The organism is Actinoplanes sp. NPDC019969 (assembly GCF_055562375.1).
Window position 1 is genome coordinate 1 of sequence record NZ_JBVHFK010000026.1, and the last position, 23,864, is coordinate 23,864.

Sequence of the window (23,864 nt, forward strand, 5' to 3'; positions counted from 1 at the left end):
TCCCCTTCGTGATCTAGACAATCCGAAGGATCTGCGGTGGCCGCCTCTTTGTCCCGGAAGTCCGGTTCATACACCACTTCCGTGGACGTGACCGGTGGCTGACTCTGCGGATGGTGATCTCGATGGTCAAGCGCTTGGTGGAGATTGACGAGGCTGCTCTGGCGGAGGCTGCGGAGTTGTTGGGTACCACTGGAGTTCAGGAGACCGTGTCCGCGGCATTGGCTGAACTCTCCGGTCTCTACCTCCGCCTGAAAGCGCGCGAGAAGGAGATGGCTCAGGAGAGCCAGAGCCATCCTGAAACGGGGTGAGTGGGGTCAGCGACGGTAGCGGAGCATTTCGGTGACTTCGGCGGCCAGGTCGATGCTGGCCTCGATCTCGGCTTTGCGGATGGAGACGCTCTCGATGTTGAAGCCGTAGGGGAGGCCCAGGTGTTCGCAGAAGTCCATCAGGTCGCGGGCCATCGCCACGCACTGCCGGTAGGACTCGGCCAGTGGGTCGGTGGCGTGCCGGATCGAGTTCTCCAGCCAGCGGGGCACGTCCACGCCGAGCCAGCGGACGAGTTCGAGAGTCTTGAGTGAACCGCACAGCGACAGCGTGAAGATCACCGTACGCGGGTCGGTCCCACGGGCGCGGCACTCGTAGAAATAGTCGCTGAGCAGGTTCTTCGTCTCGTTGACGTGATAGACGACCTGCGTGACGAAGAACGACGCGCCCCGCTCCTGCTTGGCCAGCATCCGCAGGTGCTCGTCGGTGCGCTCGCTGATCGCGACAGCGCCCAGCGGCAGGTCCGGGCGCACCTCGGCGCGCAGCTCCTGGGCGCGGCGCAGGCTGGTCCGCACGTCCTTGCCGCCCGAGGAAGGGCCGACGAGGACGGTGAGCACGCCGGGCCCGGCACCGGCCATCCACTCACGCAGCTCCTGCTCCGGATACTTCCCGACACACCGGTAGATGATCACCGGCTGCCGCCAGCCGGTCAGGTGCTCGGCGTAATAGCTCCCCGGATCCAGCGTCGGCAGGAAAGGGAACGGCCGGTTGTCCGGGTTGCGGTCCGATTCGTCGTCGATGTCGTAGAGGATCAGGCCGTCGAGGTCGAGCGCGGTGAGCCGGTCCAGGGTGACCTCGGCGATCTCCTTGATCCGCTCCTCGGTGTTGTGGCGCTTCGGCGGCGTGATGCTGAAGACCAGCACGCCGCTGCGCGCTTCCGCCAGAAGTTGTGGCAAGGAGTGACGAGACATGCGAACACCGTAGGTAAAAGCGAGTTCGCGGTGGTCACCGCGGGCGGCGTGTCCCGCACTGCGAGCTTTCCGCGGTACGGGTCACGGATGGTCGGCGCAGCACGGGGTCGGGTTGCGGCTCTCGAACGGGATCAGCCGCCCGCCCGCCGCCGGTGTCGTGACCAGCACCAGCTCACCGGCGCGGAACTGAGGGCGGACGAAGTCCCCGGTGTCGACGACGACGTCCGGTGCGGCCGGGCCGCTGCCCAGCACCTCGATCCGGCCGATCGAGCTGCGCTGCAGGATCTCGCTGACGGTCAGTGATCCGGTGAGCCGTTCCACGCCGGGGAACCGTACCGCCCGCCCGGCTCGTCCCGCCGCCGCCGCGGTCGCCGCCGCGGCCAGTTCCGGCGCGGTGGGGAAGTCCCGGGCGGTGAGCAGACTGACCGCGACGTGCGGGAACGGCTCACTGACCAGGTGGGTGCAGGCGAGCACCGGCGCCGGCCGCAGCGCCTGGATCCAGTGGTCGGCCTCGGCGAGGGTGGCGTGCCCGAGGCTGACGCCGACGATCCGGGCGGCGCCGGCCGCCGAGGCGGCCGGCGCGACGTTCGAGGGGAACGCTGTCATCGGGGCAGGACCCAGATCGGGTTGGTGTAGAACCACAGGTCGCCCCACGGGTCGGCGGCACCGGCCACGTCGAGCTGCGGGCCGTACGGGTCGACCGCCGTGCCGAGCAGCCCCGGCTGGGTACGGTTGCCGTCGGTGCCGCGCAGCCGCAGGTAGAACGGCTTGTCGAGGCGCCCGAGCGAGTGACTGAGCGACACCTTGCCGTTCTTCGCCGCGATCTCGAACGACGTGACCACCCGGGTGTTCGGGGTGGTGAAGACGTCCTTGTCGGCGACCGGCCCGGTGACGGTGCCGACGATCAGGTCGACCCGCTTGAGCGACGGGACGAAACCGGCCCAGTTCGGCAGGTCCTGCAGGTCGATGTCGAGGACCAGCTCGGTGGAGGTTCCGCGCTTGACCCGGAGGACACCGCCGAGTGGGGTGCCGGTCGACCAGTGACGGTCGCCGGTGACCCGTACCCGGGCGTCCAGAGCCTTGATCAGCCGGCCGTGGTCGACCCACACCCGCCCGGCCCGCAGCCCGTCCATGACCGCCTTGTACGAGAACGACGTCGAGCCCACGTTGGTCCGGCCGTAGTAGCCCGGCCAGAAGTCACCGGCCTGGGTGTTGATCGAGCCGTTGTACACCGGGTCGTCGTACTTGCCGTTGGCGTTGAAGTCGCTGCCCGGCCCGCGTTCGGTCTGGTCCAGGTAGTTGACGTGGCTGTCCGAGTTGACGGTGATCCACCAGGCCTTGCCCTCGGCGAGCAGGCTGTCCCAGAGGCCGCCGACGGTCGCGGTCATCCAGTCGAAGCCGCCCCAGGTGCGGTAGCTCTCCAGGGGGTACTGCGCGAACGACGCCGCCGACGGGTTGTTGTCGTAGTAGCCGCGGGCGCCGCCCCTGCCGTTCGGAGCCGGGATGCCTGCGGCCTGGTGGCCGGGCGCGCCCTCGAACCCGACGGCGACGGTGGGGTCGGCGTCGCGCCAGTTGCGGATCTCGTGCGGGGAGTCGATGCCGCGCCGGGCCGGGTGGTTGGCGAAGAACAGCGCGCCGTCGATCTTGCGGCGGCGGACCTGCTCACCGAGGAACCGGATGCCGGCGATCGCCATCGCCTCGTTCTGGGCGGCGGTGTTGGCCGCCGGGAGCAGCGAGCCGTCGTACGCGGTCTCGAACTGCTTGAGGACCTCGACCTCGTTCCGGCCCGGGTGCACGAAGACGGTGGCGTGCTCGGCGGCCGGGATGTTCCACTCCAGGCCCTGGAACGTCAGCAGCTCCGGCAGCGCGGCCCGGGTCTTCACGATGTCCGGGTTGACCTTGTCGACGCCGATCTTGGCGTGGGTGGCGCTGCCGTGGTCGGTGATGACCAGCCAGTCCAGCCCGTACGCGTGCCCGTGCCGGGCCTGGTCGATCACCCGGTACTGGGCGTCCGAGCTGTACTGGGTGTGGATGTGGTGGTCGCCGGCGAGCCAGCGGAACCCGCCCTTCGCGGTCCCGCCGCCCTGCGGGCCGTGGGTGTGCGGCAGCCCGGCGGCCTCGGCGGCGTCCGGCTGGGCCAGCACGGAGGCGGCCGCGCCCGCGCCGAGCAGGCCCGCGCCGAGCAGGAAACGGCGGCGGGACGCGTCGGACGGCGACAGCTCGGCGGCCGGTACGGAGAGATCGAGCGCCTCCGGGAGGTCGCCCGCGGGGACCGTCTCGTGCGCGTGGTCGTGTGAATGATCGTGGCCGTGACCCATGGCCGACACCCTCGTCCGAACAGGACAACACCCGTTGTCGATCTCGTGGCCGACCGGCGAACAACCGGCTGGTTCCGGTGGCTGTCCGGCCAACTCCCGCGGGATGTGTTTCGATGGCGGGGTACCCGGTTGTGTCACCGGCGCGGGGAGGTTGCGCAGATGGAGGTCAAGGCGCGGGGACTGGTCTTCGACGTGCACGAGAGCGGGCCGGCCGACGGGGCGCCGGTGCTGCTGCTGCACGGCTTCCCGCAGGACCACCGCGAGTTCGACCTGATCCTGCCCCGCCTGCACGCGGCCGGTCTGCGGACCTACGCGATGGACCAGCGCGGATGCTCGCCCGGCGCCCGTCCCACCGACGTCTCGGCGTACACCATGGGCTCGGTGACCGCCGACGCCCTCGCCGTCCTGGACAGTCTCGGCATCGAGAAGGCGCACGTGGTCGGCCACGACTGGGGCGCCCAGGTGGGCTGGCAGCTGGCCGCGCGGCATCCGGCCCGGGTGCGGACCCTCACCGCGATCTCCGTGCCGCATCCGCGCGCGCTGCTGCTGGCGCTGCGGGTCCGGCCCAGCCAGCAGGCCCGGCTCGCCTACTTCGGCGTGTTCCGGAACCGGCACGCGGAGAAACTCCTGCTCGCCCAGCACGCCCTGGCGCTGCGGCTGATGCTGCGGCCGATCGGCATGCGCGCCGAGCAGTACGTCGCGGCGATGCGCGAACCGGGCCGGCTCACCGGCGGCCTCAACTGGTACCGCGCGTTCACCGCCGAGCAGATCTCCGGCCTCGGCGTGGTCGACGTGCCCACCACGTACGTGTGGAGCGACAAGGACGGGGTTGTCGGGCTGACCGCGGCGCTGCGCACCCGGGACTGGGTGCAGGCCGACTACCAGCTGGTCGCGATGCGCGGGGTGAGCCACTGGATCCCCGAGCAGGCGCCGCGCGAGCTGGCCGACGCGGTGCTGGCACGGATCGGGGTTTGATTTTCGGCGTACGGGGGAACGGACGCGCACCATGGCCGTCGATACGCAAACCCCCGGTAAATCCCAGGAGACCGAGAAGCAGCGCTGGGACCGTAACTTCGCGGACCTGCTCCAGGAGCTGCGTGTTGCTCAGACCGGTGTGCAGATCCTCTTCGCGTTCCTTCTCACCCTCCCGTTCAGCAGCGGTTTCCCGGCCGCCAGCCAGTTCCAGAAGGACGTCTACATCGTCGCCCTGATCAGCGCGGCCTTCGCCACCGCGATGATCATCTCACCGGTGGCGTTCCACCGCGCGCTGTTCCGTCAGGGCCGGAAACCGGAGCTGGTGAAGTACGCCCACAAGATGGCCACCGGCGGTCTGGCGTTCATGCTGATCGCGATGACCAGCAGCGTCCTGCTGATCACCGACTACCTGCTGGACTGGAAGTGGGCGATCCCGCTGACCGTGCTGGCCGGCGGCTGGTTCCTCACCTTCTGGGCCATCCTGCCGTTCGCGCACCGCGAGTGGGGCGACGACGACGACAACGAGGACGATTCAGCGGCGCCGGCCTCGTAGCCCCAGCTGCTTCAGCTCCAGTTCCGCGAGGGCGGCGACCGCGGCGGCGTCGCCCGCCCGCCAGCTCTGGGCGATGTCCGGTCCCAGCTTGGCCAGCCTGGTCAGCGGCTGGGAGGTCAGCGCCCGCAGCGCCAGCAGATCCTGCCCGGCCGGGGTGTCGCGAACAGTGGACGCGACCCCGGCCCGGCGGATCCAGAGCACCCGCCACGGCAGCCAGAGGAACAGCACCAGGGCCAGCGGCACCGCCACCGCGACCGCGGGCAGGATCAGCGCCAGCTGGTCGACGAACTCCTGCTGCTGCCGTCCGGCGTCGGCGATCGACCGGGCCGCGTCGGCGGCCCCGGTGAACGGCTTGGTCAGCTCGTCACCGACGAGCGGGACGTCACCGACCTTGCCCCCGGCGTCGGCCAGGTTGGCGGCGATGCCGCTGCCGGCGCTCTCCAGTTTCTCGCCCGGGACGGCGAGCTTCTCCACGATGTCCCGGATCCAGAAGGCGACCCGCAGCCACAGGTAGACCCAGATGACGACGAGGATGTCGGTGATCAGCTGACGCAGGGCGACGGGGACGCGGTCGGCGTAGAACTTCACCCCCGAACTGTCGCATTCAGCGTTTCGCGGCGCACTCCGGGCACGTGCCGAAGATCTCCATGGTGTGCGAGATGTCGACGAACCCGTGCTGCCCGGCCACCTTGTCCGCCCACGACTCGACGGCGGGACCGGCCACCTCGACGGTCCGCCCGCACGAGCGGCACACCAGGTGATGGTGGTGACCCTGGCTGCACCGGCGGTAGAGGTGCTCGCCGCCCGGCGGCCGCATGACGTCGATCTCCCCGGCGTCGGCCAGCCCCTGCAGCGTGCGGTAGACCGTGGTCAGGCCCACCCGCTCGCCCCGGTCACGCAGCATCGCGTGCAGGTCCTGAGCGCTGTGGAAGCCCTCGGTCTCGGCCAGGACGGCACTGACCGCGCTGCGCTGCTTGGTGTTGCGGATCGGGGTCTCGGCGTTCATTGTCGGCTCTCCCTGGCATGGCTCACGGCGTCCGCGACGATGTGGGCGACGTGTTCGTCCACCAGGGAGTATGCGATCTCCCGGCCGCGCCGCACACCCCGGACCACACCGGCCCCGCGCAGCACACGCAGATGCTGGGACACCAGCGGCTGCGGGGCGCCGAGTTTCTCCACGAGATCGTGCACACAGCGCTCGCCCACGGCCAGCTCGACCACGATGGCGACACGGATCGGAGCGGAGAGCGCACGCAGCAGCGCCCCCGCCGATTCGTACGCTTCGTAACCGGTGGTCGTCGTCATCGTGGCGACAACGGTACAGGGCGCCCGCGGTCAGGCATGCAGGACGACATCCGGTGGCTCGGAGGCCACCGGATGGGCCTTGGACCGGCGCAGCCGGTGGCGCACCGAGCCGGCCACCGCGGTCACCACGAAGACGGCCAGGGCGAGCAGGACCGTGGTGGCGCCGGGCGCGGTGTCCGCCTCGGCCGAGACCAGCACACCGGCGCCGGCCGCGCCCAGCCCGATCGCCATGGCGGCGAGCATCGTGCTGACGAAACCGCGGGTGACCTGCTGGGCGGCGGCGACCGGGACGACCATCAGAGCCGAGACGAGCAGCAGGCCGACGGTACGCATGGCGATCGTCACGGTCACCGCGGTGGTCACCGCGAGCAGGATGTTGAGGGTCCGGACCGGCAGGCCGCTGACCCGGGCGTACTCCTCGTCGTTGCAGAGGGCGAACAGGGCCGGGCGGAACACCAGCATGGCGATCAGCACGGCGGCGCCCAGGCCGCCGATCACCATCAGGTCGGACGGCGAGGTGGTGAGCAGCGAGCCGAAGAGGTACTGCATGAGGCTGTTGCTGCCGCTGTCCTCGGAGAGGCCGACCAGCAGCACGCCACCGGCGATCCCGCCGTAGAAGAGCATGGCCAGGGCCAGATCCCCGGAGGTACGGCCACGCTCGCGGATCAGCTCCACCCCGACCGCGCCGACCGTCGCCACCAGCACCGCGGAGAAGACCGGCGAGTTGCCGGTGAGCAGCCCCAGGCCGACGCCGGTGAGCGCGACGTGACCGATGCCGTCGCCGATCAGCGAGAGGCGGCGCTGCACCAGGTAGATGCCGAGCGCCGGGGCGGCCAGCCCGATGATCAGGGCGGCGGCCAGGGCGCGCTGCATGAACGGCAGTGAGAGCAGTTCCATCAGTACGCCTTCGTCTGTTCGGTCGGTGCCCACTCGCAGATGCCGGCCTGGACCTCTTCGGCGTGCGGGTGCAGGTGCTCGTGGTCCGGCTCGGCGTGGTGGCCGGCCGGTTCCGGGGGAGTCCCCTCGTGCGCGATCCGCCCGTCGTGCACCACCACGGCCCGCCCGATCAGCTGCCGCAGCGGCCCCAGCTCGTGCAGGACCACCAGGATCGTCCCGCCGTCACCGGCGAACCGGGCCAGCGCCGCGGCGAACGCCTCCTGGCTGGCCGCGTCCACGCCCGCGTTCGGCTCGTCCAGCACCAGCAGGTCCGGCCGGCCGGCCAGCGCCCGGGCGATCAGGGTGCGCTGCTGCTGGCCGCCGGAGAGGGTCGCGACCGGGTCGCCGATCCGGTCCAGCAGCCCGACCGCGGTGAGCGCCTCCCGCACGGCGGCCTTGTCCGCGGCGCCGGGGAAACGGAAGATGCCGCGCCGGGCCAGGCGGCCCGACGCGACGACCTCACCGACGGTGGCCGGGACGCCGCTGCCGGCGCCCAGCCGCTGCGGCACGTAACCGATCCGGGCCCACTGCCGGAACCGCTTCTGCGGCGTCCCGAACAGCCGGATCTCGCCGCGGCGGGACGGGACGAGGCCGAGGATCGTACGGATCAACGTCGATTTTCCGGAGCCGTTGGCGCCGAGGACCGCAACGACATCGCCTGCCGTGACGGACAGCGACACGTCCCGGAGGATCTCGCGGCCGTCATAGCCGGCCGCGAGATGCGAGACCTCGACAACACTCATTTATTTACACTCCAGCCCCAGCTTGAGCGCGGCAAGGTTGGCGCGCATCACCGAGAAGTAGTCTGCCGAGCCGTCGGCCAGGCCTTCGATCGGGTCCAGCACCGCGGTCTGCGCGCCGATCTCCCGGGCGATCGTCTCGGCCACCTTCGGGCTGACCAGCGTCTCGAAGAAGATCGTGGTGGTCTTGTGCTCCTTGGCCTCGGCGGCGACCGCGGCGAGCCGCTGCGGCGACGGCTCGGTCTCCGGGTCGATGCCGGTGATGCCGATCTGGGTCAGCTCGTAGCGGTCGGCCAGGTACCCGAAGGCGGTGTGGCTGGTCACCAGCTCGCGCCGGAGGCAGCCGGCCAGGCCGGTCTTGAACTCGCCGTCCAGGGTGGTCAGCTCGGTGCGCAGCGCGGCGGCCCGGGCGGTGAAGTCGGCCGCGTGCTCCGGGTCGGCCTTGCCGAGGCGCTCGGCCAGCTTGTCGCCGATGGTGGCGAGGCGGTCCGGGTCGAGCCAGACGTGCGGGTCGGTGGCGTGCTCCTCGCCCTTCTCACCCTCGCCGGCGTGCTCCTCGGCGTGCGCGTCGGCCTCGCCGGCCTCGATCAGCTTGACCGTGGAGGAGGCGTCGAAGGCCCGGTCGCCGCCGTTCTGCTTGACCGCGTCGTCCACCGCGGGCTGGAAACCGGCGAGGTAGACGATCAGGCCGGCGTCGGCGACCTCACCCACCTGGCCGGCGGTCAGCTCCACGTCGTGCGGCTCGGCGCCCGGCTTGGTCAGGGTGGAGACGGTCACCGCGTCGCCGCCGATGCGCTCGCTGACGAACTGCAGCGGATAGAACGCGGTGACGACGGAGAGCCGGTCGTCGGCGCTGGCCGACCCCCCGCAGCCGGCGAGGGCGGTGGCGGTCGTCAGGAGCAGGGCGGGCAACAGGCGGCGCATCATGCCACCAACTGTGGTCGATAATGACAATGATTGTCAAAGCCGCATGCATTCACAGTGTCTTCGCCACCGCCGCCGCCACCAGCAGGGTCAGCAGCGCCAGGCGTACCGTCCGGGTGATGCCGGTCTGCACCGGCCAGGTGGTGAAGGTCAGCGTGGCCAGGCCGCCGGCCAGCACGAACAGCAGCAGCCCGCCGACGATCCCGGGCAGGAAGAGGCCGGCCAGCAGCGCGGCCAGGGTCCCGGCGAACGCCACGGTCGGGCTCACCCGGGCCAGGCGGTGCAGCATCGAGCGCGTCACATCCACTCCTGTCGTGTGTGCGTACCCTCGGTCACATGCTGGTGCTCAACCGCTTCACCGTCCCCCCGGAAACGCAGGACGCCTTCCGGGAGCAGGCGCACGCCGCGCTCGCCGCCCTGGCGCGCACCTCCGGGTACCGCTCCGGCCGGCTCGCCCGCGCCCTGGAGGACCCGGCCGGCTGGACCCTCGTCACCGAGTGGGAGTCCGTCGGAGCCTACCGCCGGGCGCTCGGATCCTTCGACGTCAAGGTGCACGCCACCCCGCTGCTGGCCCGTTCGCTGGACGAGCCGTCGGCCTTCGAGACCCTGGCGTCCGCCGAGCCCGGCGCGGACGTGGTGATCACCGCCAGCGACCGGGCGACCGAACCCTGGCGCTGACAACTAGGCTGAATACATGAGTCTTCCTCCGCCTCCACCGCCGCCGGGCCCGGGTGTGCACCCGCCGTTCCCGGCACCCCCGGTCGAGGGGCGCGGCAAGCGGACCGGGACCACCCTCGGCATCGTCGCGGTGGTCCTGGTGCTGGTGTGTGGCGCCGGCGCGGTCGCGGCCGGTGGCTTCTTCACCGCCTTCAGCAGCGCGATGGAGGAGCAGGCCCAGGTCGTCGTCGGCCGTTACCTCGACGACCTGCGGGAACGCGACTTCGGCGGCGCCTACGACCAACTCTGCCAGGACGCGCGGGACAGCGAGACGAAAGCCGACTACGTGGCGCGGATGGCCGCGTCCGAGCCGCTCCGGTCGTACCGGCTCGGGGAACTCAGCATGGGCATCCAGATCGTCCTGCCGGTCGACCTGGTCTATGCCGGCGGCGACACGGTGCCGGCCGACGCCCTGCTCGGGCAGAACACGCAGACGGGTGAGTTCGAGGTCTGCGAACTCGAAGAGTAACCTCACTCTCCGTCCATTCACTCGAGATTTCCCCGCCGACACCCAGCCGGCGTAGGAGGAAACCGCACATGCCTGCCGACCGTATCGACAGCGTCGTCAGCCTGGCCAAGCGCCGGGGCTTCGTCTTCCCCTCCAGCGAGATCTACGGAGGCACCCGCTCGGCCTGGGACTACGGTCCGCTCGGCGTGGAGCTGAAGGAGAACGTCCGCCGTCAGTGGTGGAAGACCATGGTCCAGCAGCGCGACGACATCGTCGGCCTGGACTCGGCGGTCATCCTCTCCAAGGACGTGTGGGCCGCCTCCGGTCACCTCGACGCCTTCGTCGACCCGCTGACCGAGTGCCAGTCCTGCCACAAGCGCTTCCGGGCCGACCACCTGGAGGAGGCGTACGAGGCCAAGCACGGCAAGCTCCCGGCGTCCCTGCAGGAGCTGAACTGCCCGAACTGTGGCAACAAGGGCACCTTCACCGAGCCGAAGATGTTCAACGGCCTGATGAAGACCTACCTCGGCCCGACCGAGAGCGCCGACGGCCTGCACTACCTCCGGCCGGAGACCGCGCAGGGCATCTTCGTCAACTACAACAACGTGGCCACCGCGGCCCGCAAGAAGCCGCCGTTCGGCATCGCCCAGATCGGCAAGAGCTTCCGCAACGAGATCACCCCGGGCAACTTCATCTTCCGTACGCGTGAGTTCGAGCAGATGGAGATGGAGTTCTTCGTCGCGCCCGGCTCCGACGAGGAATGGCACGAGTACTGGCTCCAGCAGCGCTGGGACTGGTACCGCGACCTGGGCCTGTCCGAGAGCAACCTGCGCTTCTTCGAGCACCCGAAGGAGAAGCTCTCGCACTACTCGAAGCGGACCGTCGACATCGAGTACCGCTTCCAGTTCGGCGGCACCGAGTTCGCCGAGCTCGAGGGCATCGCCAACCGCACCGACTTCGACCTGTCGACGCACTCCAAGCACTCCGGCGTCGAACTCTCCTTCTTCGACCAGGAGAAGGGCGAGCGCTGGGTGCCGTACGTCATCGAGCCGGCGGCCGGCCTGACCCGCGCGGTCCTGGCGTTCCTGCTCGAGGCGTACGACGAGGACGAGGCCCCGAACACCAAGGGTGGCGTCGACAAGCGCACCGTCATGCGCTTCGACCCCCGGCTCGCCCCGGTCAAGGTCGCGGTGCTGCCGCTGTCGCGCAACCCGGAGCTGTCGCCGAAGGCCAAGGAGCTGTCGGCGCTGCTGCGCAAGCGCTGGGTGGTCGAGTTCGACGACTCGCAGGCCATCGGCCGTCGCTACCGCCGGCAGGACGAGATCGGCACCCCGTTCTGCGTCACGGTCGACTTCGACACCCTCACCGACAACGCGGTGACGGTGCGCGACCGCGACACCATGAAGCAGGAGCGGGTCTCCCTCGACAACATCGAGGACTACCTGATCAAGCGTCTGCCCGGCTGCTGACGGTTTCACCGATGTGAATGGGGGGCATGGCTCCGGCCATGCCTCCCATCCTCACGCGCCCCTCCCAGCCGCTGGCGGCTCTGATCGCGGTCGGCGCGGTCGCCCTTCTGATCTTCGGCGTCACCACGATGATCCTCATGGGCGAGTTCCACTGGCTCGTCGCGCTGTGGCTCGCCGCGGGCCTCGTGATCGTCGCCCTCGCCGTGCGCCGGATGCGCCAGACACACTGAACCTTCCGGCTCAGAACTCGAAACCGCCGGGGCGGTGGTTGCGGTCGGCGATCAGTCCGGCGAGCACCGCCACGGCGATCTCTGCGGGTGTACGGCTACCGATGTTCAACCCGACCGGCCGGTGCACCCGCGCGATCTCGCCGTCGGGCACGTCCAGGTCGCGCAGCGCCGCCACGTGCGGCCCCTCCACCTTCGGATTTCCCAGGATCCCGATCCACCGGGACTTGCCGCCCAGCGCCTCGCGCAGGACCGGCCCGATCTCCGCCCGGTGATGATCCGTCAGCAGGATGTCGGTGTGCTCGTCCGCCGCTGCCGCTGACAGGTCGCCGACGAAGGTGTCGCCGTGTGGCCGGGGCGTCCCCGCGATCCGGGTCGGATCGGGCTCCACCAGGACGGTCTGGAAGCCCAGCTCCACCCCGAACCGGAACAGCATCTCCGACACCGGCGACTCGAACACGGCGATCAGCCGCCGCGGGCTCAGCTCATCACTCACCTCCACGACTCTGCCAGAAGGTCATCCAACGTGCACCCGTTCAGGTGTCGCTTACGAACTAGCTCAACGCCTATAGTCATGCGCGTCGAAAAGCTCAACGGCGGCTCGTCGAGCGACTACCCTTCACCCGGAGGCACGGATGCCCACCTTGGAAAAGCGCGTGAGCGACTTGGAGAAGCGTATGGATGAGCAGGAAAGGCTCCGCGCGAGTCAGGACCGGGATTTATCCGACCTCTCTGAAAAGCTTCGAGTCCAGCACGACCTCATTCAGGCCATTGCGGAGACCCAGTCCGAGCACACCGCGACCCTCGCGAAGCACACCGCGATCCTCGAGGGCCACTCCGGGCGGTTCGACCGGTTGGAGGGCGAGCTTGCTGTGGTCAAGGGCGGTGTCGAGCGGATCGTCGAGATGCTGGACGCGTTGATCAGCAAGGAAAGCCCGAACTGACGAAGCGGGCGATTCGAGGTTGCCGGGGTGGGCGTGTCACCCTAGAGCGCGTGACAGCACCGCTCATCCTCGGCGACCACGTCGTCAAGCCGCCCGTCGTGCTCGCGCCCATGGCCGGGATCACCAACGTGGCGTTCCGGCGGCTCTGCCGGGAGCAGGGCGGCGGGGTCTACGTCTGCGAGATGATCACCACGCGGGCGCTGGTGGAGCGGATTCCCAAGACGCTCAAGATGATCACGTTCGCCGAGGACGAGGGTTACCGCAGCCTCCAGCTCTACGGGGTGGACCCGGACGTGACGGCCGCCGCGGTGCGGATGATCGGCGAGGACAACCTGGCCGATCACATCGACCTGAACTTCGGCTGCCCGGTGCCGAAGGTGACCCGGCGCGGCGGCGGTTCGGCCCTGCCGTGGCGGCGCCGGCTCTTCGGCCGGATCGTCAGCCAGGCGGTGGCGGCGGCGAAACCGTTCGGCATCCCGGTCACGATCAAGATGCGCAAGGGCATCGACGACGACCATCTGACGTACGTGGAAGCCGGTCTCGCCGCCCAGGAAGCCGGTGTGGCCTGGGTCGCCCTGCACGCCCGGACCGCTGAGCAGCGCTATTCCGGCAAGGCCGACTGGGACGCCATCGCGACCCTGAAACAGGCCCTGGACGTGCCGGTTCTCGGCAACGGCGACATCTGGGAGGGCTCCGACGCCCTGCGGATGGTCGCGCACACCAACTGTGACGGCGTGGTGGTCGGCCGGGGCTGCCTCGGCCGCCCGTGGCTGTTCGCCGACCTGGAGGCCGCGTTCACCCAGGGCACGGACTATCAGCCGGTGCTGCCCACCCTCGGCGAGGTGGCGAAGATCCTGGCCCGGCACGCGCAGCTGCTGGTCGAGGCCCTGGAGGACGAGAAGCACGGCTGTGCCGACTTCCGCAAGCACGTCGCGTGGTACCTGAAGGGCTTCCCGGTCGGCGGTGATCTGCGCCGCAGTCTGGCGATGATCTCCTCGCTGGCCGAGCTGGACGATCTGCTGGCCAAGCTGGACCCGTCGGTGCCGTTCCCGGCCGACGCGCTGGGCCAGCCCCGGGGCCGGGTCAACGCGCCGGGCAAGGTGTCCCTGCCGCACGGCTGGCTGGACAGCCGCGACGACGACACCGTCCCGGAGGGCGCGGAGACCGAGGACTCCGGCGGCTGACCCGGGTCACCGGCGTTTGACCTGATCAGGCACTATCACCGCCATGCGAGGCGAGGTGGCGGGGGTCCGGGTGTGGCCCGCCGTGGTGATGGTCTGGTTCATGTGGGTGACGGCGGCCGTGGTGTCGTTCGCCGCCGCGGGTCTTCTGGTGCGGTGGCATTTCGAGTCGACCGTGTGGGGTGTCGCCGGCGGCGTGGCGGCGGCCTTCGGCGTCTGCGCGTGGATCCGTGACATGGAGTGGATCCCGCCGTACGACAGTGACCTGGCCGACCGGTACGAGCTCGCCCGGCACCCGCACCAGTGGTGGCGGCACGCCCAGTTGGCGGAACGGATGGCCCTCAAGCGCCCGGAGCAGGCCGAGCAGGCGTTGCGGCAGGCCTTGGACGCCGGCAGTGGCGATGCCTGGAAACCGCTGGTCAGGCTGCTCGAGCGGCAGGGCCGGGAGGGTGAGCTGGCCGGGCTCCGGGCCGAGCTGGTGCGCACCGCCGCGGTGCCGCAGTTGCAGACACTGGCCGAGCGCAACGAGGGGGAGACGGACTTCCGGGACGCCCTGGTCGCCCGCGGCGGCCGGCTGCCGTCGAAGAAGAAGAGCGGCGGCGGAAACGACTACAGCGCCGACTACGGTCGCGACCCGCGGTCGTCCGACTACATCCCGGCCGGCGTCTACTACGACAGCGGTGGGTACGACGGTGGCGGTGACAACGGCGGCAGCGACAGCGGCAGCTGGTGAGTGTGTGAAGTTCGGGCGCGTATAGCGGCCGAACTCCACACACCGGAAGTTGCTAGGCCAGGGTCCACTGCTGGCAGGTGTTGCCCAGCGCGGCCCACTGGCGGACCGCGGCGCCGTCGGTGGCGGCGCAGTTCGCCACGTCGAGGACCAGGCCGTTCGCCCGGTTGGCGATCAGGTACCCGCCGTTGACCGGGGTCAGGCTCCACTCCTGGCAGGTGTTGCCGAGAGAGGCCCACAGGTCGACGGCGGCGCCGTTGGTGGCGCCGCAGTTCACCGAGTCCAGGACGGTGCCGCTGTTGGCGTTGGTGATCCGGTAGTAGTTGCTGGTCGTCCTGGTGAACGTCCATTGCTGGCAGGCGTTGCCGAGTGGCGACCACTGCCGGATCGCGGTGCCGTTGGCGGTGCCGCAGTCCTTCGCGTCGAGGACCTTGCCGGTGGCCTTGTTGATCAGGCGGTACTTCGTGCCGGCCACCGGGTACGAGACGCCACCGCCGGGGTCGCCGGACGGGGCCGTCAGGGTGGTGGCGAGCTTGTCCGGCGTACCCAGATTGGGTGTTCCGTCGCTGTTGAAGGTGACCTTCTTGAGCCGGGTCGTCCGGGTCGCGCCGCAGCCCTGGGCCGTGGTCTCGTTGGCGTGGTACGCCAGCCACGTCTCGGTGCCGTCCGGCGACGTGAAGAACGAGTGGTGGCCCGGTCCGAAGACGCTGTTGGCATCGGACCGCTGGAAGATCGGCGTGGACTTCTTGGTCCAGGAGGCCGCGGCCAGGGGGTTGCTGCCGGTCAGTGTCAGCATGCCCAGCTTGTAGTCCGGCGTGTTGCAGGAGCTGGCCGAGAAGGTCAGGAACGTCTTCCCGCCTCGCTGGAGGACGTACGGCGCCTCGTTGACCTTGGTGCCGACCTTCTCCCAGTCGTACGTCGGGTACGAGATCCGTGTCCCGTACGCCGACACCGTCCACGGGTTGCTCATCGGCGCGATGAACAGGCTCTGCAGGTCACCGACCCATGACGAGTACAGGAAGTAGTTCTTCCCGCCGATCGTCGCGACGCTGCCGTCGATCGCCCAGCCGTTGTTCGCCTGCACGTTGAGCTGGCCCTTGAAGGTGTACGGGCCGGCCGGGTCGGTGCCGGCGCTCTCCAGCACGAACGACCGCTGCCCGTCGCAGCACGCGGTGGTGCCGGCGGTGTAGTAGAGGTACCAGCGGGTGCCGTTCGGCCCGGAGAGCTTGTGCAGTTCCGGCGCCCACACGTTGCAGCAGCTCGCGGCGGCCGTGCCGGTGTGCACGACGGTCTCGGTCGCGCCGGGCAGCGCCGCGACCGACTTGGCCTTCTTGACGACGATCGTGTTGTTCCAGGTCGTCGCGGCCAGGTAGTAGTAGCCGTTGTCGAAACCGACCCACGGGTCGGCGGCGTACGGCGCGGCCGCGACCGGGTTGGTGAACCCGACGGCGGCGTCGCTGCTCAGCGGGTTGAACGCGACGGTGACGTAGGCCGCTGCCGTCATCAGGAGCGTGACGAGCGCGGCGCGCAGGGGACGGATCCGCATCAGTGGACCGCCGGCCAGCCGGAGGAGCTCCAGCTCAGCAGGTTGATCCCGAGCTTCGCGTCACCGGCGGCGGTGTAGTAGTGGTAGACCAGCACGTCCTGGTCGCCGTCCTTGAACACCGCCGGGTGGCCGGGGCCGTGCACCGCGCCGTGCGAGGCCAGGATCTCGGTGCCGCCACCTGCCGTGGCCAGCGTGCCGGCCCGGTCCTTGTACGGCCCGGTGATGCTGGTCGACCGGGACACCATGGTCCGGTACGTGCTGGACGCGCCCTTGCAGCAGAGGTCGAACGCCGTGAACAGGTAGTAGTAGCCGTTGCGGTAGTAGATGTGCGGCGCCTCGACCGACTTGCTGTTCACGAACCGCTCGGCGATGTGGTGGATCGTGCTGTCGGCACGCTTGCCGGTCGACGGGTTCAGCTTGACCATCTTGATGCCGCTCCAGAAGGACCCGAAGCTGAGGTACCACTCGCCGGACGGGGTGACCGTCAGGTTCGGGTCGATCGCGTTGTAACCGCTGGTCGCGGTGCTCTCGATGATCTTGCCGTAGTTGCTCCAGGTGCCGGCCGCGCCGGTCGTGCTGCCGGCCAGGAAGATCGCCGACCTGCTGGAGCCGAACGTCGAGGCGGAGTAGTACATCAGGTACTTGCCGCCCTGGTACGAGATGTCCGGCGCCCACAGGTTCTTGTCACTGGCGGTGTAGGCGTCGGCCCACGGCGTGCCGTTGGGGAAGGCCTTGCCCGCGGCGGTGAACTTCGTCCGGTCGGCCGACGTGGTCAGGCCGATGCCGGGCGACGTGTACGCCATGATGTAACCGCCCGTGGGCTTCTTCACCATGGTCGGGTCGTGCGCGAACGTGGCGCCGGTCACGACGCCAGGATTCGGGTACGTCGCGGCATCAGCCCTGGTCAAGCCGTAGACACTGGCGCTCACGGCCAGCATGCCGGTCACTCCGGCGAGGAGGAACTTGCGCAGGCGGGATCGCATCGGGGGATCGCCTTTCGATGGGGGAATCGATCGGTAGGTGTCCGGCGGGGCCGGAAAGGTTGCCCCGTAGATGCGATGTCACCCCGGCGATAACCGAAATCAGCGCAATTCGGCCTCGTCGGCGGCGGCCCGGCCGGACTCCCAGCCCTCCAGGCTGTCCACCCGGCGGCCACGGGTCCGGACCGTACGCGGGAAGACCCGTTCCATCTCCTCGTGCACCTTGATCTCGCGGCTGCGCAGCACCGGCAGCAGGTCGCCGTGCCCGGCCATCTCCCGCTCCACCGTCTCGTGCAGCCGTTCGCCGATCCGCACCCCGTAGGAGACCAGGAACGACCGGCGGAACGCCTTCAGGCGGGCTTTGCGGACGTTCTTCTCGTCCCGGACCATCGCCCGGTTCGCCTGGACCAGCAGCGACGTGTACATGAGTTCGACCGCGTCGATGTCGGTGTCGAACCCGAAGATCGTGCTGAACCCCAGGTCCGGCGACCAGACCGTACGGCAGGTGTTGGCCCGCGCCACCGCGTCCAGCAGCCCGGCCTTCTCGGTCTCGTACGGGTGGTCCACGCCGAGCCGCCGCGCGAACGGTGTCACGTCCACGTCCGGCGCGGCGACCATCTCGATCCGGTAGCGGGTGATCAGCTCCTGCGCCTTGGCGCTGTAACTCTCCGCCTCGGCCGGGAAGTCGGTGGCCTCCGCCTTCGCCAGCAGTGCCCGGACCCGGCCGAGGATGCGCTGGTCACCGTGGTGCGGGACGGTGGTGAGCGGGGTGCCCGGCGGCGGGATCAGGATCTCGATGGCCGGCAGTTGGCGCAGATCGGACAACAGTCCGAGAGAAGCGTCGAGAAGAGTGATCCGGTCCTGCCGTTTGTCGGCATATTTCGGGATCTGGTCGCGCCATCTGGCGTCCACCGGGTCCTTGCCGCGCAGGAACGCTCTCGCGCCGTCCGCGACCAGCCGGGCCTGGATCGGGTTGCCCTTGCGGGCCACCGCCCGGTGCAGCTCGAGCGGCTGCCATCCGTTACGGAACAATCGGTCGAACTGGCCGGTCAGGGCAGTGTCGAGGGCGTCGTCCACCTCGGCGGCGGGCGCGCCGGTCAGCAGGTCGAGCGCGGTCTCGTGGTCGAGTTCCCCGGCCCGGACGCGGTCGACGATCTCGCGGGCCGTCATGACAGCAGATGGTAGTTGCCGGGGTCCTGGTTCCCGGCCAGGACCCCGGCGCCGTGACTGCCGAGCGACCGGACCGTCACGGAGTGTGCAGCAGGACCTCCCGGGTCTGCCCGTTCAGGCCCACCAGCCGGTACCCGCCGGTGGGCAGCGCCTCGATCCGCCAGTAGGTGCCGTCCAGCGACCGGCGCGAGGCCGAGTCGGTGATCCGGTACCAGCCACTGGTGGTGTGGGTGAACCGCCAGCGTTTGCCGATCAGCCTGGTGTTCGCCAGGTCGGTCAGCAGCACCTCGCCGACCGGCTGGATCCGGAACTCCTGGCAGTCGCCGGCCGTTTCCTCCACGGCGAAGGTCTGCACGGCGGAGCCGGCGCCACCGCAGGCGGCGGGCTGCAGGGCCCGGCCGGCGAGCGGGTTGACGATCCGGGACCAGCCCGCGGACGCGCGGGTGAGCTGGAACCGCTGGCAGTCGTTGGCGAGCCAGCCCCACTGGGCCACGGTCGCGCCGTCGGCGTCGATGCAGGCGGCCACCTCGGCGACCTTGTTGCTCTGCCGGTTGGTCAGGCTGACCTTGCCGTCGCCGCGGTCGATCAGCTGCCACTGCCGGCACGGGTCGTTCTCCTCCGGAGCGGCCAGGGTGACGGCCGCGCCCTCGTAGCCGCAGCTCGCATTCGCCAGGACGGCGTCGCTGTCGCGGTGCGTCAGCTGGACGTAGGCGGGGCCGTGGCCGTACCCGCGGTTGCCGCTGAGCGGATCGGACAGCCGCGGCCAGCCGTTCACCCAGCTGATCCGGCGGATCGAGCCCTTCGGGGCGCCCGCGTCCGCCTTGTCGTAGTAGTGGTGCGCGAACAGGTCGCCGTAGACGTCACCGTGGCCGGGCCCGGCGAAGTCGTTGTAGCCGGACAGGATCGGGGTGCCGCCGCCGTCGGTGAGCGCGACGCCGTCGGAGTCCACGTACGGCCCGGTGATGCTCCGGGACCGGCCGGCCATCACCCGGTAGTCGCTGTTCACGCCCCGGCAGCAGAAGTCGAAGCTGACGAACAGGTAGTACCAGCCGTTGTGCCAGGTCACCGACGGGCCCTCGATCGCCATGCCGTTCCGCGAGGCGATCCGGTGCTCTTCTGTGTCCGTGGTGGAGGGCAGGCCGGTCGTCACGTCCAGCTTGCGCATCCGCAGGCCGTCCCAGAACGAGCCGTACGACAGGTACGCGTTGCCGGCCCGGTCGAAGCTGACGTCCGGGTCGATCGCGTTGACGTTGTCCACGCCGCTGGTCGTGCGCAGCACCAGGCCCCGGTCCACCCACTGCGGCCTCTCCAGGCTCCGGGTGGTGGCCAGGCCGATCACCGAGTTGTTGGTGCCGAACGACGAGGCCGCGTAGTACAGGTGGTACTCGCCGTCGAAGTAGTTGATGTCCGGCGCCCAGAAGTCGTCCGGGGTGACGCCCAGCTCGGCGGTGATCCAGGCCGGCGCGGTGTCGAAGACGGTGTCGACGTAGGTCCAGTGGACCAGGTCGGTGGACCGCCGGATCGGCAGGTACGTCCGGGTGGCGCTGTCGCCGGTGATGATCTCGTAGTAGTAGCGGCCCTGCTTGATCAGCGTGGGGTCGTGGGCCACCGGGTCCGGGTTGCTCGGCACGGGTTTCGCCGCGTGAGCCGGGACGGCCGGGGCGGCGATCAGAAGGAGCGCGGCAAGACAGGCCTTGAATAGATTCACATGATCCTCACAGACGGATGCGCAGCGTCTTGAAGAGGCGCGATGTCTTTGCAGCGCTGCAAAGACAGGATGCATGCGCGTGAATCCGTCGGCAAGAGGTAACGTCCCGGAAACCTTGATTACGGTTCGGTCTCCGGGGCATCTACCGGCGAGGGCGGGGAGGGCGGTGCGGGCCCTCCCCGCCGCCAGGGGTGGCGATCACGCCTCGGGCCTAGACGTCGAGATCGTTCTCGATACGCCGGAGCTGGTGCCGTGACATCGCCAGGTTGGCCCGATCCCGGCGCAGCGCCACGTACAGGAACAGGCCCTTGCCGGACCGGCTCGTGAGTGGCCGGATCATGTGGTACTGCGTGTCCAGGGTGATCAGGATGTCCTCGATCTTCTCGGACAGGTTCAGCATCTCCATCGCCCGCAGCTTGGCCCGGACCACGTCGGTGTTGCCGGCCGCGGCGACCGTCAGGTCCAGGTCCTTGCCGCCGCCGACGGTGCCCAGGGCCATGCCACTGGTGTGGTCCACGAGCGCGACGCCGATGCAGCCGTCGATGTCCATGATTTCCTTGAGTGCGGTGTCCATGTCGGGCATGGGATCGTTCCTCCGTTGTGGTGGGATGGTGTTTGATTGCGGGTCTGACCTGCCGGTCAGCCGGCCGCCTGACGGCGCCGGGCGACGTTCGGCAGGGTGGCCATCGGGGTCCGCCGGGCCAGCGGAGTCATCGGGCCGGTTTGCGTGGGGATCTCCGGGCGCAGTTGCGGCGCGGTCTCCAGGGCCATGATCCGGATCAGGCGGCGTACGCACCGCCGCGCTTCCAGATGCACCATGGCGAGGTTCGCGTCGCCTGAGGTGACCACGGTGAGCAGCGCGTTCGGCCCCGCGGTGTACGACGTGATGTATCCGCCGTCGCACTCCACCACCGACTCGCGCAGGTCGCCGTGATTGACCGCGTGCGCGAATCGGCGGGCCAGCGCCAGGTGGGCCGCAGCCAGCGCGGCCAGGGTGTCCGGCTCGATGCCGTGCGAGTCGTGCGCCACGACCAGCCCGTCAGCGGTGGCCAGCACACTGCCGGCCAGCTCCGGCACTCTGCTGCGCAGGCGAGCGAGCTCGTCGAGTACCGCCGGATCCACCGTCACTTCTTCTCGCTCCTTCGGCTGGTCGGTGGCGCGCGCGTCACCGCAGTGCCCTCAATGCGGTGCGTATGCGCTTGAGCAGGACCTCATCGGCGCCCTGATGCGCCGGCGGGCTCTCGCCCGCGAACTCCTTGGGCAGCTTCGCCCCGGGTTTTCGGCGGGCCAGGCGCGGTGGCCGGTTCGTTCCCGCGGTGCTGTCGCCGGCTGGCGGCGGGGGAGGCGGTGGGGGAGGCGGTGGGGGCGCTGGTTCGCCGCCGGGCGGCGGGTTGCGGGCCGCCGGCTCCGGACCCGAGATCACCGGTACGGGACTCGCGGGTACGGGACTCGACGGCGCGGCCCGGCTCACCGGAACCGACGCGCCCCGGGGATGCGGCAGCCGGATCAGGTCCGGACCCTCCGGCGCCTTCGTCTCCGGCGGCTCGATCAGTCCCGCCGCGGCCATCCGGCGCAGCTCCTGGATGATCGCGTACCCCGCCCGCCCCAGCAGTTGGGCCAGGTCGGCGGGGGTGCGCTGACCGTCCGCGTGGACCAGGAGCTCCCACTGCGGCGCGGTGACGGTGACCCGTTCCCGGGGCGGCCGGGTCACCGGGATGACCGGCGCCACGTCGATCCGCGGGTTCGGGAACACCTCGTCGAGCAGCTGGATCCGCCGGCCCACCTCGCGGGTGACCGCCGCCGCGTCGATGTGCACCACCGGCCCCAGCCAGTGCATCGCCCCGGCCAGGAACTCGGCGGGCGCCGCATCGTCGGAGAGCACGAAGTACGCCGCGTCGTAGGTCGCCCCGAGCACGCACAATTCCAGCTCGCCCTGGGTGAGATGGCCCTGCTCCACCAGCAGCCGGCCCACCCGGGCGGTCGAGGTGCCCAGGTCGAGCGCGGTCTGCCAGGTCCGCCCGGCGAGCCGCCCCGACGAGGTGAGCAACTCGCCCACCCCCGGCGCGGCCGGTGACTCGGCGTAGAGCACCCGGCCCTCGAGAACGTAGACCGCGCCGCCGGGATGGCCCTTGACCACCAGCGCTCCGGTCTGCCGCGCCCCGGCGACCCGCGCGAGCAGGTCTCCGGGCGCCAACGTCCTGGTCGGGCCCACCGAACGCTCCTTCTTGGTCAGTGGATCGGGCGTCTCTCATCGCGCGACCAGTTCGTCGGCCAGGCGCTGCATCTGCCGGCGGGCCACGGCGAGGTTGCCGCGGACCCGGTCCAGCCACACGTAGAGGACCAGGCGGCTGTCGAACTCGGTCTGGACCATCCGGAGAAGGTGGTAACCCCCGGCGGTGGTGATGATCAGGTCTTCGAGCAGGTCGTGCGGAACGGCGGAGACGAACAGTGAACGGCTGTTCGCGGCCTGGACCACCTCGGCCGTGCCGGCGGCCGCGGCCTCGTGGTCGGAGTTCGGGGCGGCCCCGGTCGTGGCGACCGGGAAACCCGTGGTGTAGTCGACGATGCTGGCCCCGACGGCGCCGGGGATCGTCATCGCCTCCTGTAGGCAGTGGTCGACGCCGGGCACTTCACTCCTCAGCGCTACGGTCGGCGGTCGGGCGCTTCCCGCCGCCACCGTGGGCCATCCTCCGGTTACCGGGCGCTGACGGGTCGCACCCTTTGTGCGTCATGGTCCAGTCGCGGCGACCCGGGCCCCGGCGCGCCGCGGGCGTGGCACCGCCCGCAGCCGTGCCGCGGTGTAATGGCCCAGCGCGCCCAGGTCCACACCGGCCACCTCACCGAGCCAGTGCCGTTCGCCCGGCACGAACCGGGCCGGCGCGTCGGCCTGCTGCAACAGCACGTGGGTGGCGTCGGCGATCACCGCCACCACCCGCAGCGCCAGCTCGTTCTGCCCGAGCCAGCCGTCCCGCAGCAGCACCCGGCCGACCCGGTGGCTGCCCCGGCCCTCCTGGCAGGCCATCCGCCAGGTCTGCGGGGCGAGCCGCCCGGAGGCCACCAGACGCTCGCCGATCCCCGGGCAGGCCGGTGATTCGGCGTACGCGATCCGGCCGGCGATCAGATAGAGCACCCCGCCCGGGGTGCCGCCGACGTGCAGGGCGCCGGTCCGTCCCGACTCGCCCAGTTCGGTGAGCAGGCGCCGCATCGATGCGGTCGCCGGTGAACCTGGAATCACGGGTCGTCATCCTGAACCCGTCATCGAGGGCCGTCGTCGCACGGCAGGTGCGCTGTGATGTCCGGTTCACCCGGCCGGATCGCGTAACATGATCGCTATATGTCTATTTCGGGAGGACTCGTGCCCAGTCGGTGGGAACAGGTCGTGGTGGACGCGCAGGACCCGGCCCGGCTGGGCCGCTGGTGGGCCGAGGCGCTGGGCTACGTCGTCGTCGACGAGTCCGCCGACGAGGTGGAGATCCGGCGCACCCCCGACGAGCTGCCCGGCCTGCTGTTCGGCGTCAGCACCGACGTCAAGCGGGGCAAGAACCGACTGCACATCGACCTGCGCCCGGACGACCAGCAGGCCGAGGTGGAACGCCTGGTCGGCATGGGCGCCCGGCACGTCGACATCGGCCAGACCGACGACGTCCCCTGGGTCGTCCTCGCCGACCCCGAGGGCAACGAGTTCTGCGTGTTGAGTGCCCGACCGCGTGTGTAGTTCGGGCGCGTATAGCGGCCGAACTACACACACCGGAAGTCAG

The 23,864-nt window shown here is 70.2% G+C and carries 31 protein-coding genes; 11 read left to right on the forward strand and 20 right to left on the reverse strand.

What is annotated here, in order from left to right:
• Positions 1–122: 122 nt before the first annotated feature.
• Entirely contained in the window at positions 123–308 is a 186-nt protein-coding gene (locus tag ACZ3II_RS42015; RefSeq protein WP_465526205.1) for a hypothetical protein, read from the forward strand.
• A 6-nt stretch (positions 309–314) separates the two neighbouring features.
• Here the strand turns inward: ACZ3II_RS42015 and ACZ3II_RS42020 are convergent, their stop codons facing one another.
• The 3 genes from ACZ3II_RS42020 to ACZ3II_RS42030 form a co-directional block, all read right to left on the reverse strand.
• The gene (locus tag ACZ3II_RS42020) at positions 315–1,235 is read right to left on the reverse strand and encodes a methylenetetrahydrofolate reductase (protein WP_465526207.1); all 921 of its coding nucleotides are present in this window, start codon (positions 1,233–1,235) and stop codon (positions 315–317) included.
• 81 nt (positions 1,236–1,316) lie between these two features.
• Positions 1,317–1,841 (reverse strand): hypothetical protein, encoded by a 525-nt coding sequence (locus ACZ3II_RS42025; RefSeq protein ID WP_465526209.1) that lies wholly within the window; start codon positions 1,839–1,841, stop codon positions 1,317–1,319.
• Positions 1,838–3,553 carry a CehA/McbA family metallohydrolase domain-containing protein gene (locus ACZ3II_RS42030; RefSeq protein ID WP_465526211.1) on the reverse strand — a complete coding sequence of 572 codons (1,716 nt, stop codon included), beginning with the start codon at positions 3,551–3,553 and terminating at the stop codon, positions 1,838–1,840. The genes ACZ3II_RS42025 and ACZ3II_RS42030 overlap by 4 nt, the downstream gene beginning before the upstream one ends.
• 159 nt (positions 3,554–3,712) lie before the next feature.
• On the opposite strand from ACZ3II_RS42030, the gene ACZ3II_RS42035 reads away from it, so the two are divergent.
• Both ACZ3II_RS42035 and ACZ3II_RS42040 read left to right on the forward strand, forming a co-directional pair.
• A complete protein-coding gene (locus tag ACZ3II_RS42035; RefSeq protein ID WP_465526213.1) occupies positions 3,713–4,528 on the forward strand; it encodes an alpha/beta fold hydrolase in 816 nt (271 codons plus the stop codon).
• Between the two features lie 31 nt (positions 4,529–4,559).
• Complete coding sequence (locus tag ACZ3II_RS42040) at positions 4,560–5,081, forward strand: DUF6328 family protein (protein ID WP_465526215.1); 522 nt, start codon at positions 4,560–4,562, stop codon at positions 5,079–5,081.
• Here the strand turns inward: ACZ3II_RS42040 and ACZ3II_RS42045 are convergent.
• Genes ACZ3II_RS42045 through ACZ3II_RS42075 form a run of 7 tightly spaced genes read right to left on the reverse strand, consistent with a single transcriptional unit; the run spans position 5,061 to position 9,287 of the window.
• Positions 5,061–5,669, reverse strand: a complete 609-nt coding sequence (locus tag ACZ3II_RS42045; protein WP_465526217.1) for a hypothetical protein — start codon at positions 5,667–5,669, stop codon at positions 5,061–5,063. The two genes, ACZ3II_RS42040 and ACZ3II_RS42045, sit on opposite strands and share 21 nt — an antisense overlap.
• Before the next feature lie 16 nt (positions 5,670–5,685).
• Complete coding sequence (locus tag ACZ3II_RS42050; protein ID WP_465526219.1) at positions 5,686–6,087, reverse strand: Fur family transcriptional regulator; 402 nt, start codon at positions 6,085–6,087, stop codon at positions 5,686–5,688.
• On the reverse strand, positions 6,084–6,386 hold the full coding sequence (locus ACZ3II_RS42055; protein WP_465526221.1) for an ArsR/SmtB family transcription factor: 303 nt from the start codon (positions 6,384–6,386) through the stop codon (positions 6,084–6,086). The genes ACZ3II_RS42050 and ACZ3II_RS42055 overlap by 4 nt, the downstream gene beginning before the upstream one ends.
• 30 nt (positions 6,387–6,416) lie before the next feature.
• Entirely contained in the window at positions 6,417–7,283 is an 867-nt protein-coding gene (locus ACZ3II_RS42060; RefSeq protein ID WP_465526223.1) for a metal ABC transporter permease, read from the reverse strand.
• On the reverse strand, positions 7,283–8,065 hold the full coding sequence (locus tag ACZ3II_RS42065; protein ID WP_465526225.1) for a metal ABC transporter ATP-binding protein: 783 nt from the start codon (positions 8,063–8,065) through the stop codon (positions 7,283–7,285). The genes ACZ3II_RS42060 and ACZ3II_RS42065 overlap by 1 nt, the downstream gene beginning before the upstream one ends.
• Positions 8,066–8,989: a metal ABC transporter substrate-binding protein gene (locus ACZ3II_RS42070; RefSeq protein ID WP_465526227.1), complete on the reverse strand. Its 924-nt coding sequence runs from the start codon at positions 8,987–8,989 to the stop codon at positions 8,066–8,068. It abuts the gene before it with no gap.
• A 49-nt stretch (positions 8,990–9,038) separates the two neighbouring features.
• A complete protein-coding gene (locus ACZ3II_RS42075) occupies positions 9,039–9,287 on the reverse strand; it encodes a DUF6703 family protein (protein ID WP_465526229.1) in 249 nt (82 codons plus the stop codon).
• A 35-nt stretch (positions 9,288–9,322) separates the two neighbouring features.
• Here ACZ3II_RS42075 and ACZ3II_RS42080 point away from each other — a divergent pair, with 35 nt between their 5' ends.
• The 4 genes from ACZ3II_RS42080 to ACZ3II_RS42095 all read left to right on the forward strand — a co-directional run bounded on the left by ACZ3II_RS42080 (position 9,323) and on the right by ACZ3II_RS42095 (position 11,850).
• Positions 9,323–9,664 (forward strand): antibiotic biosynthesis monooxygenase family protein, encoded by a 342-nt coding sequence (locus ACZ3II_RS42080; protein ID WP_465526231.1) that lies wholly within the window; start codon positions 9,323–9,325, stop codon positions 9,662–9,664.
• A 16-nt stretch (positions 9,665–9,680) separates the two neighbouring features.
• Complete coding sequence (locus tag ACZ3II_RS42085; protein WP_465526233.1) at positions 9,681–10,172, forward strand: hypothetical protein; 492 nt, start codon at positions 9,681–9,683, stop codon at positions 10,170–10,172.
• 68 nt (positions 10,173–10,240) lie between these two features.
• A complete protein-coding gene (locus ACZ3II_RS42090) occupies positions 10,241–11,620 on the forward strand; it encodes a glycine--tRNA ligase (protein ID WP_465526235.1) in 1,380 nt (459 codons plus the stop codon).
• 38 nt (positions 11,621–11,658) lie between these two features.
• Complete coding sequence (locus ACZ3II_RS42095) at positions 11,659–11,850, forward strand: hypothetical protein (protein WP_465526237.1); 192 nt, start codon at positions 11,659–11,661, stop codon at positions 11,848–11,850.
• A gap of 10 nt (positions 11,851–11,860) precedes the next feature.
• Here ACZ3II_RS42095 and ACZ3II_RS42100 read toward each other — a convergent pair whose 3' ends face one another.
• The gene (locus tag ACZ3II_RS42100; protein WP_465526239.1) at positions 11,861–12,343 is read right to left on the reverse strand and encodes an XdhC family protein; all 483 of its coding nucleotides are present in this window, start codon (positions 12,341–12,343) and stop codon (positions 11,861–11,863) included.
• A 139-nt stretch (positions 12,344–12,482) separates the two neighbouring features.
• Between ACZ3II_RS42100 and ACZ3II_RS42105 the strand changes: the two genes are divergently transcribed.
• Genes ACZ3II_RS42105 through ACZ3II_RS42115 form a run of 3 tightly spaced genes read left to right on the forward strand, consistent with a single transcriptional unit; the run spans position 12,483 to position 14,705 of the window.
• Positions 12,483–12,791 (forward strand): hypothetical protein, encoded by a 309-nt coding sequence (locus tag ACZ3II_RS42105; RefSeq protein ID WP_465526241.1) that lies wholly within the window; start codon positions 12,483–12,485, stop codon positions 12,789–12,791.
• Between the two features lie 50 nt (positions 12,792–12,841).
• On the forward strand, positions 12,842–13,975 hold the full coding sequence (gene dusB, locus ACZ3II_RS42110) for a tRNA dihydrouridine synthase DusB (protein ID WP_465526243.1): 1,134 nt from the start codon (positions 12,842–12,844) through the stop codon (positions 13,973–13,975).
• Between the two features lie 43 nt (positions 13,976–14,018).
• Entirely contained in the window at positions 14,019–14,705 is a 687-nt protein-coding gene (locus ACZ3II_RS42115; RefSeq protein ID WP_465526245.1) for a hypothetical protein, read from the forward strand.
• A gap of 52 nt (positions 14,706–14,757) precedes the next feature.
• Here the strand turns inward: ACZ3II_RS42115 and ACZ3II_RS42120 are convergent, their stop codons facing one another.
• From ACZ3II_RS42120 to ACZ3II_RS42160, 9 genes are all read right to left on the reverse strand, one after another.
• Positions 14,758–16,248 carry a family 43 glycosylhydrolase gene (locus ACZ3II_RS42120; RefSeq protein ID WP_465526247.1) on the reverse strand — a complete coding sequence of 497 codons (1,491 nt, stop codon included), beginning with the start codon at positions 16,246–16,248 and terminating at the stop codon, positions 14,758–14,760.
• The gene (locus ACZ3II_RS42125) at positions 16,248–17,231 is read right to left on the reverse strand and encodes an arabinan endo-1,5-alpha-L-arabinosidase (protein WP_465526249.1); all 984 of its coding nucleotides are present in this window, start codon (positions 17,229–17,231) and stop codon (positions 16,248–16,250) included. Before ACZ3II_RS42125 ends, ACZ3II_RS42120 begins: the two co-directional genes overlap by 1 nt.
• Before the next feature lie 99 nt (positions 17,232–17,330).
• Entirely contained in the window at positions 17,331–18,398 is a 1,068-nt protein-coding gene (locus ACZ3II_RS42130; protein ID WP_465526251.1) for a DUF2786 domain-containing protein, read from the reverse strand.
• A 76-nt stretch (positions 18,399–18,474) separates the two neighbouring features.
• Complete coding sequence (locus ACZ3II_RS42135) at positions 18,475–20,106, reverse strand: family 43 glycosylhydrolase (protein WP_465526253.1); 1,632 nt, start codon at positions 20,104–20,106, stop codon at positions 18,475–18,477.
• A 211-nt stretch (positions 20,107–20,317) separates the two neighbouring features.
• Positions 20,318–20,689 (reverse strand): hypothetical protein, encoded by a 372-nt coding sequence (locus ACZ3II_RS42140; protein WP_465526255.1) that lies wholly within the window; start codon positions 20,687–20,689, stop codon positions 20,318–20,320.
• 56 nt (positions 20,690–20,745) lie between these two features.
• The gene (locus ACZ3II_RS42145; RefSeq protein ID WP_465526257.1) at positions 20,746–21,228 is read right to left on the reverse strand and encodes a roadblock/LC7 domain-containing protein; all 483 of its coding nucleotides are present in this window, start codon (positions 21,226–21,228) and stop codon (positions 20,746–20,748) included.
• Between the two features lie 43 nt (positions 21,229–21,271).
• Entirely contained in the window at positions 21,272–22,318 is a 1,047-nt protein-coding gene (locus ACZ3II_RS42150; protein ID WP_465526259.1) for a DUF4388 domain-containing protein, read from the reverse strand.
• 36 nt (positions 22,319–22,354) lie between these two features.
• Positions 22,355–22,735 carry a roadblock/LC7 domain-containing protein gene (locus ACZ3II_RS42155; RefSeq protein ID WP_465526261.1) on the reverse strand — a complete coding sequence of 127 codons (381 nt, stop codon included), beginning with the start codon at positions 22,733–22,735 and terminating at the stop codon, positions 22,355–22,357.
• A gap of 99 nt (positions 22,736–22,834) precedes the next feature.
• Positions 22,835–23,341 carry a DUF4388 domain-containing protein gene (locus tag ACZ3II_RS42160; protein WP_465526263.1) on the reverse strand — a complete coding sequence of 169 codons (507 nt, stop codon included), beginning with the start codon at positions 23,339–23,341 and terminating at the stop codon, positions 22,835–22,837.
• Positions 23,342–23,461: 120 nt separating this feature from the next.
• On the opposite strand from ACZ3II_RS42160, the gene ACZ3II_RS42165 reads away from it, so the two are divergent.
• Entirely contained in the window at positions 23,462–23,821 is a 360-nt protein-coding gene (locus ACZ3II_RS42165) for a VOC family protein (RefSeq protein ID WP_465526265.1), read from the forward strand.
• Positions 23,822–23,864 lie beyond the last annotated feature (43 nt).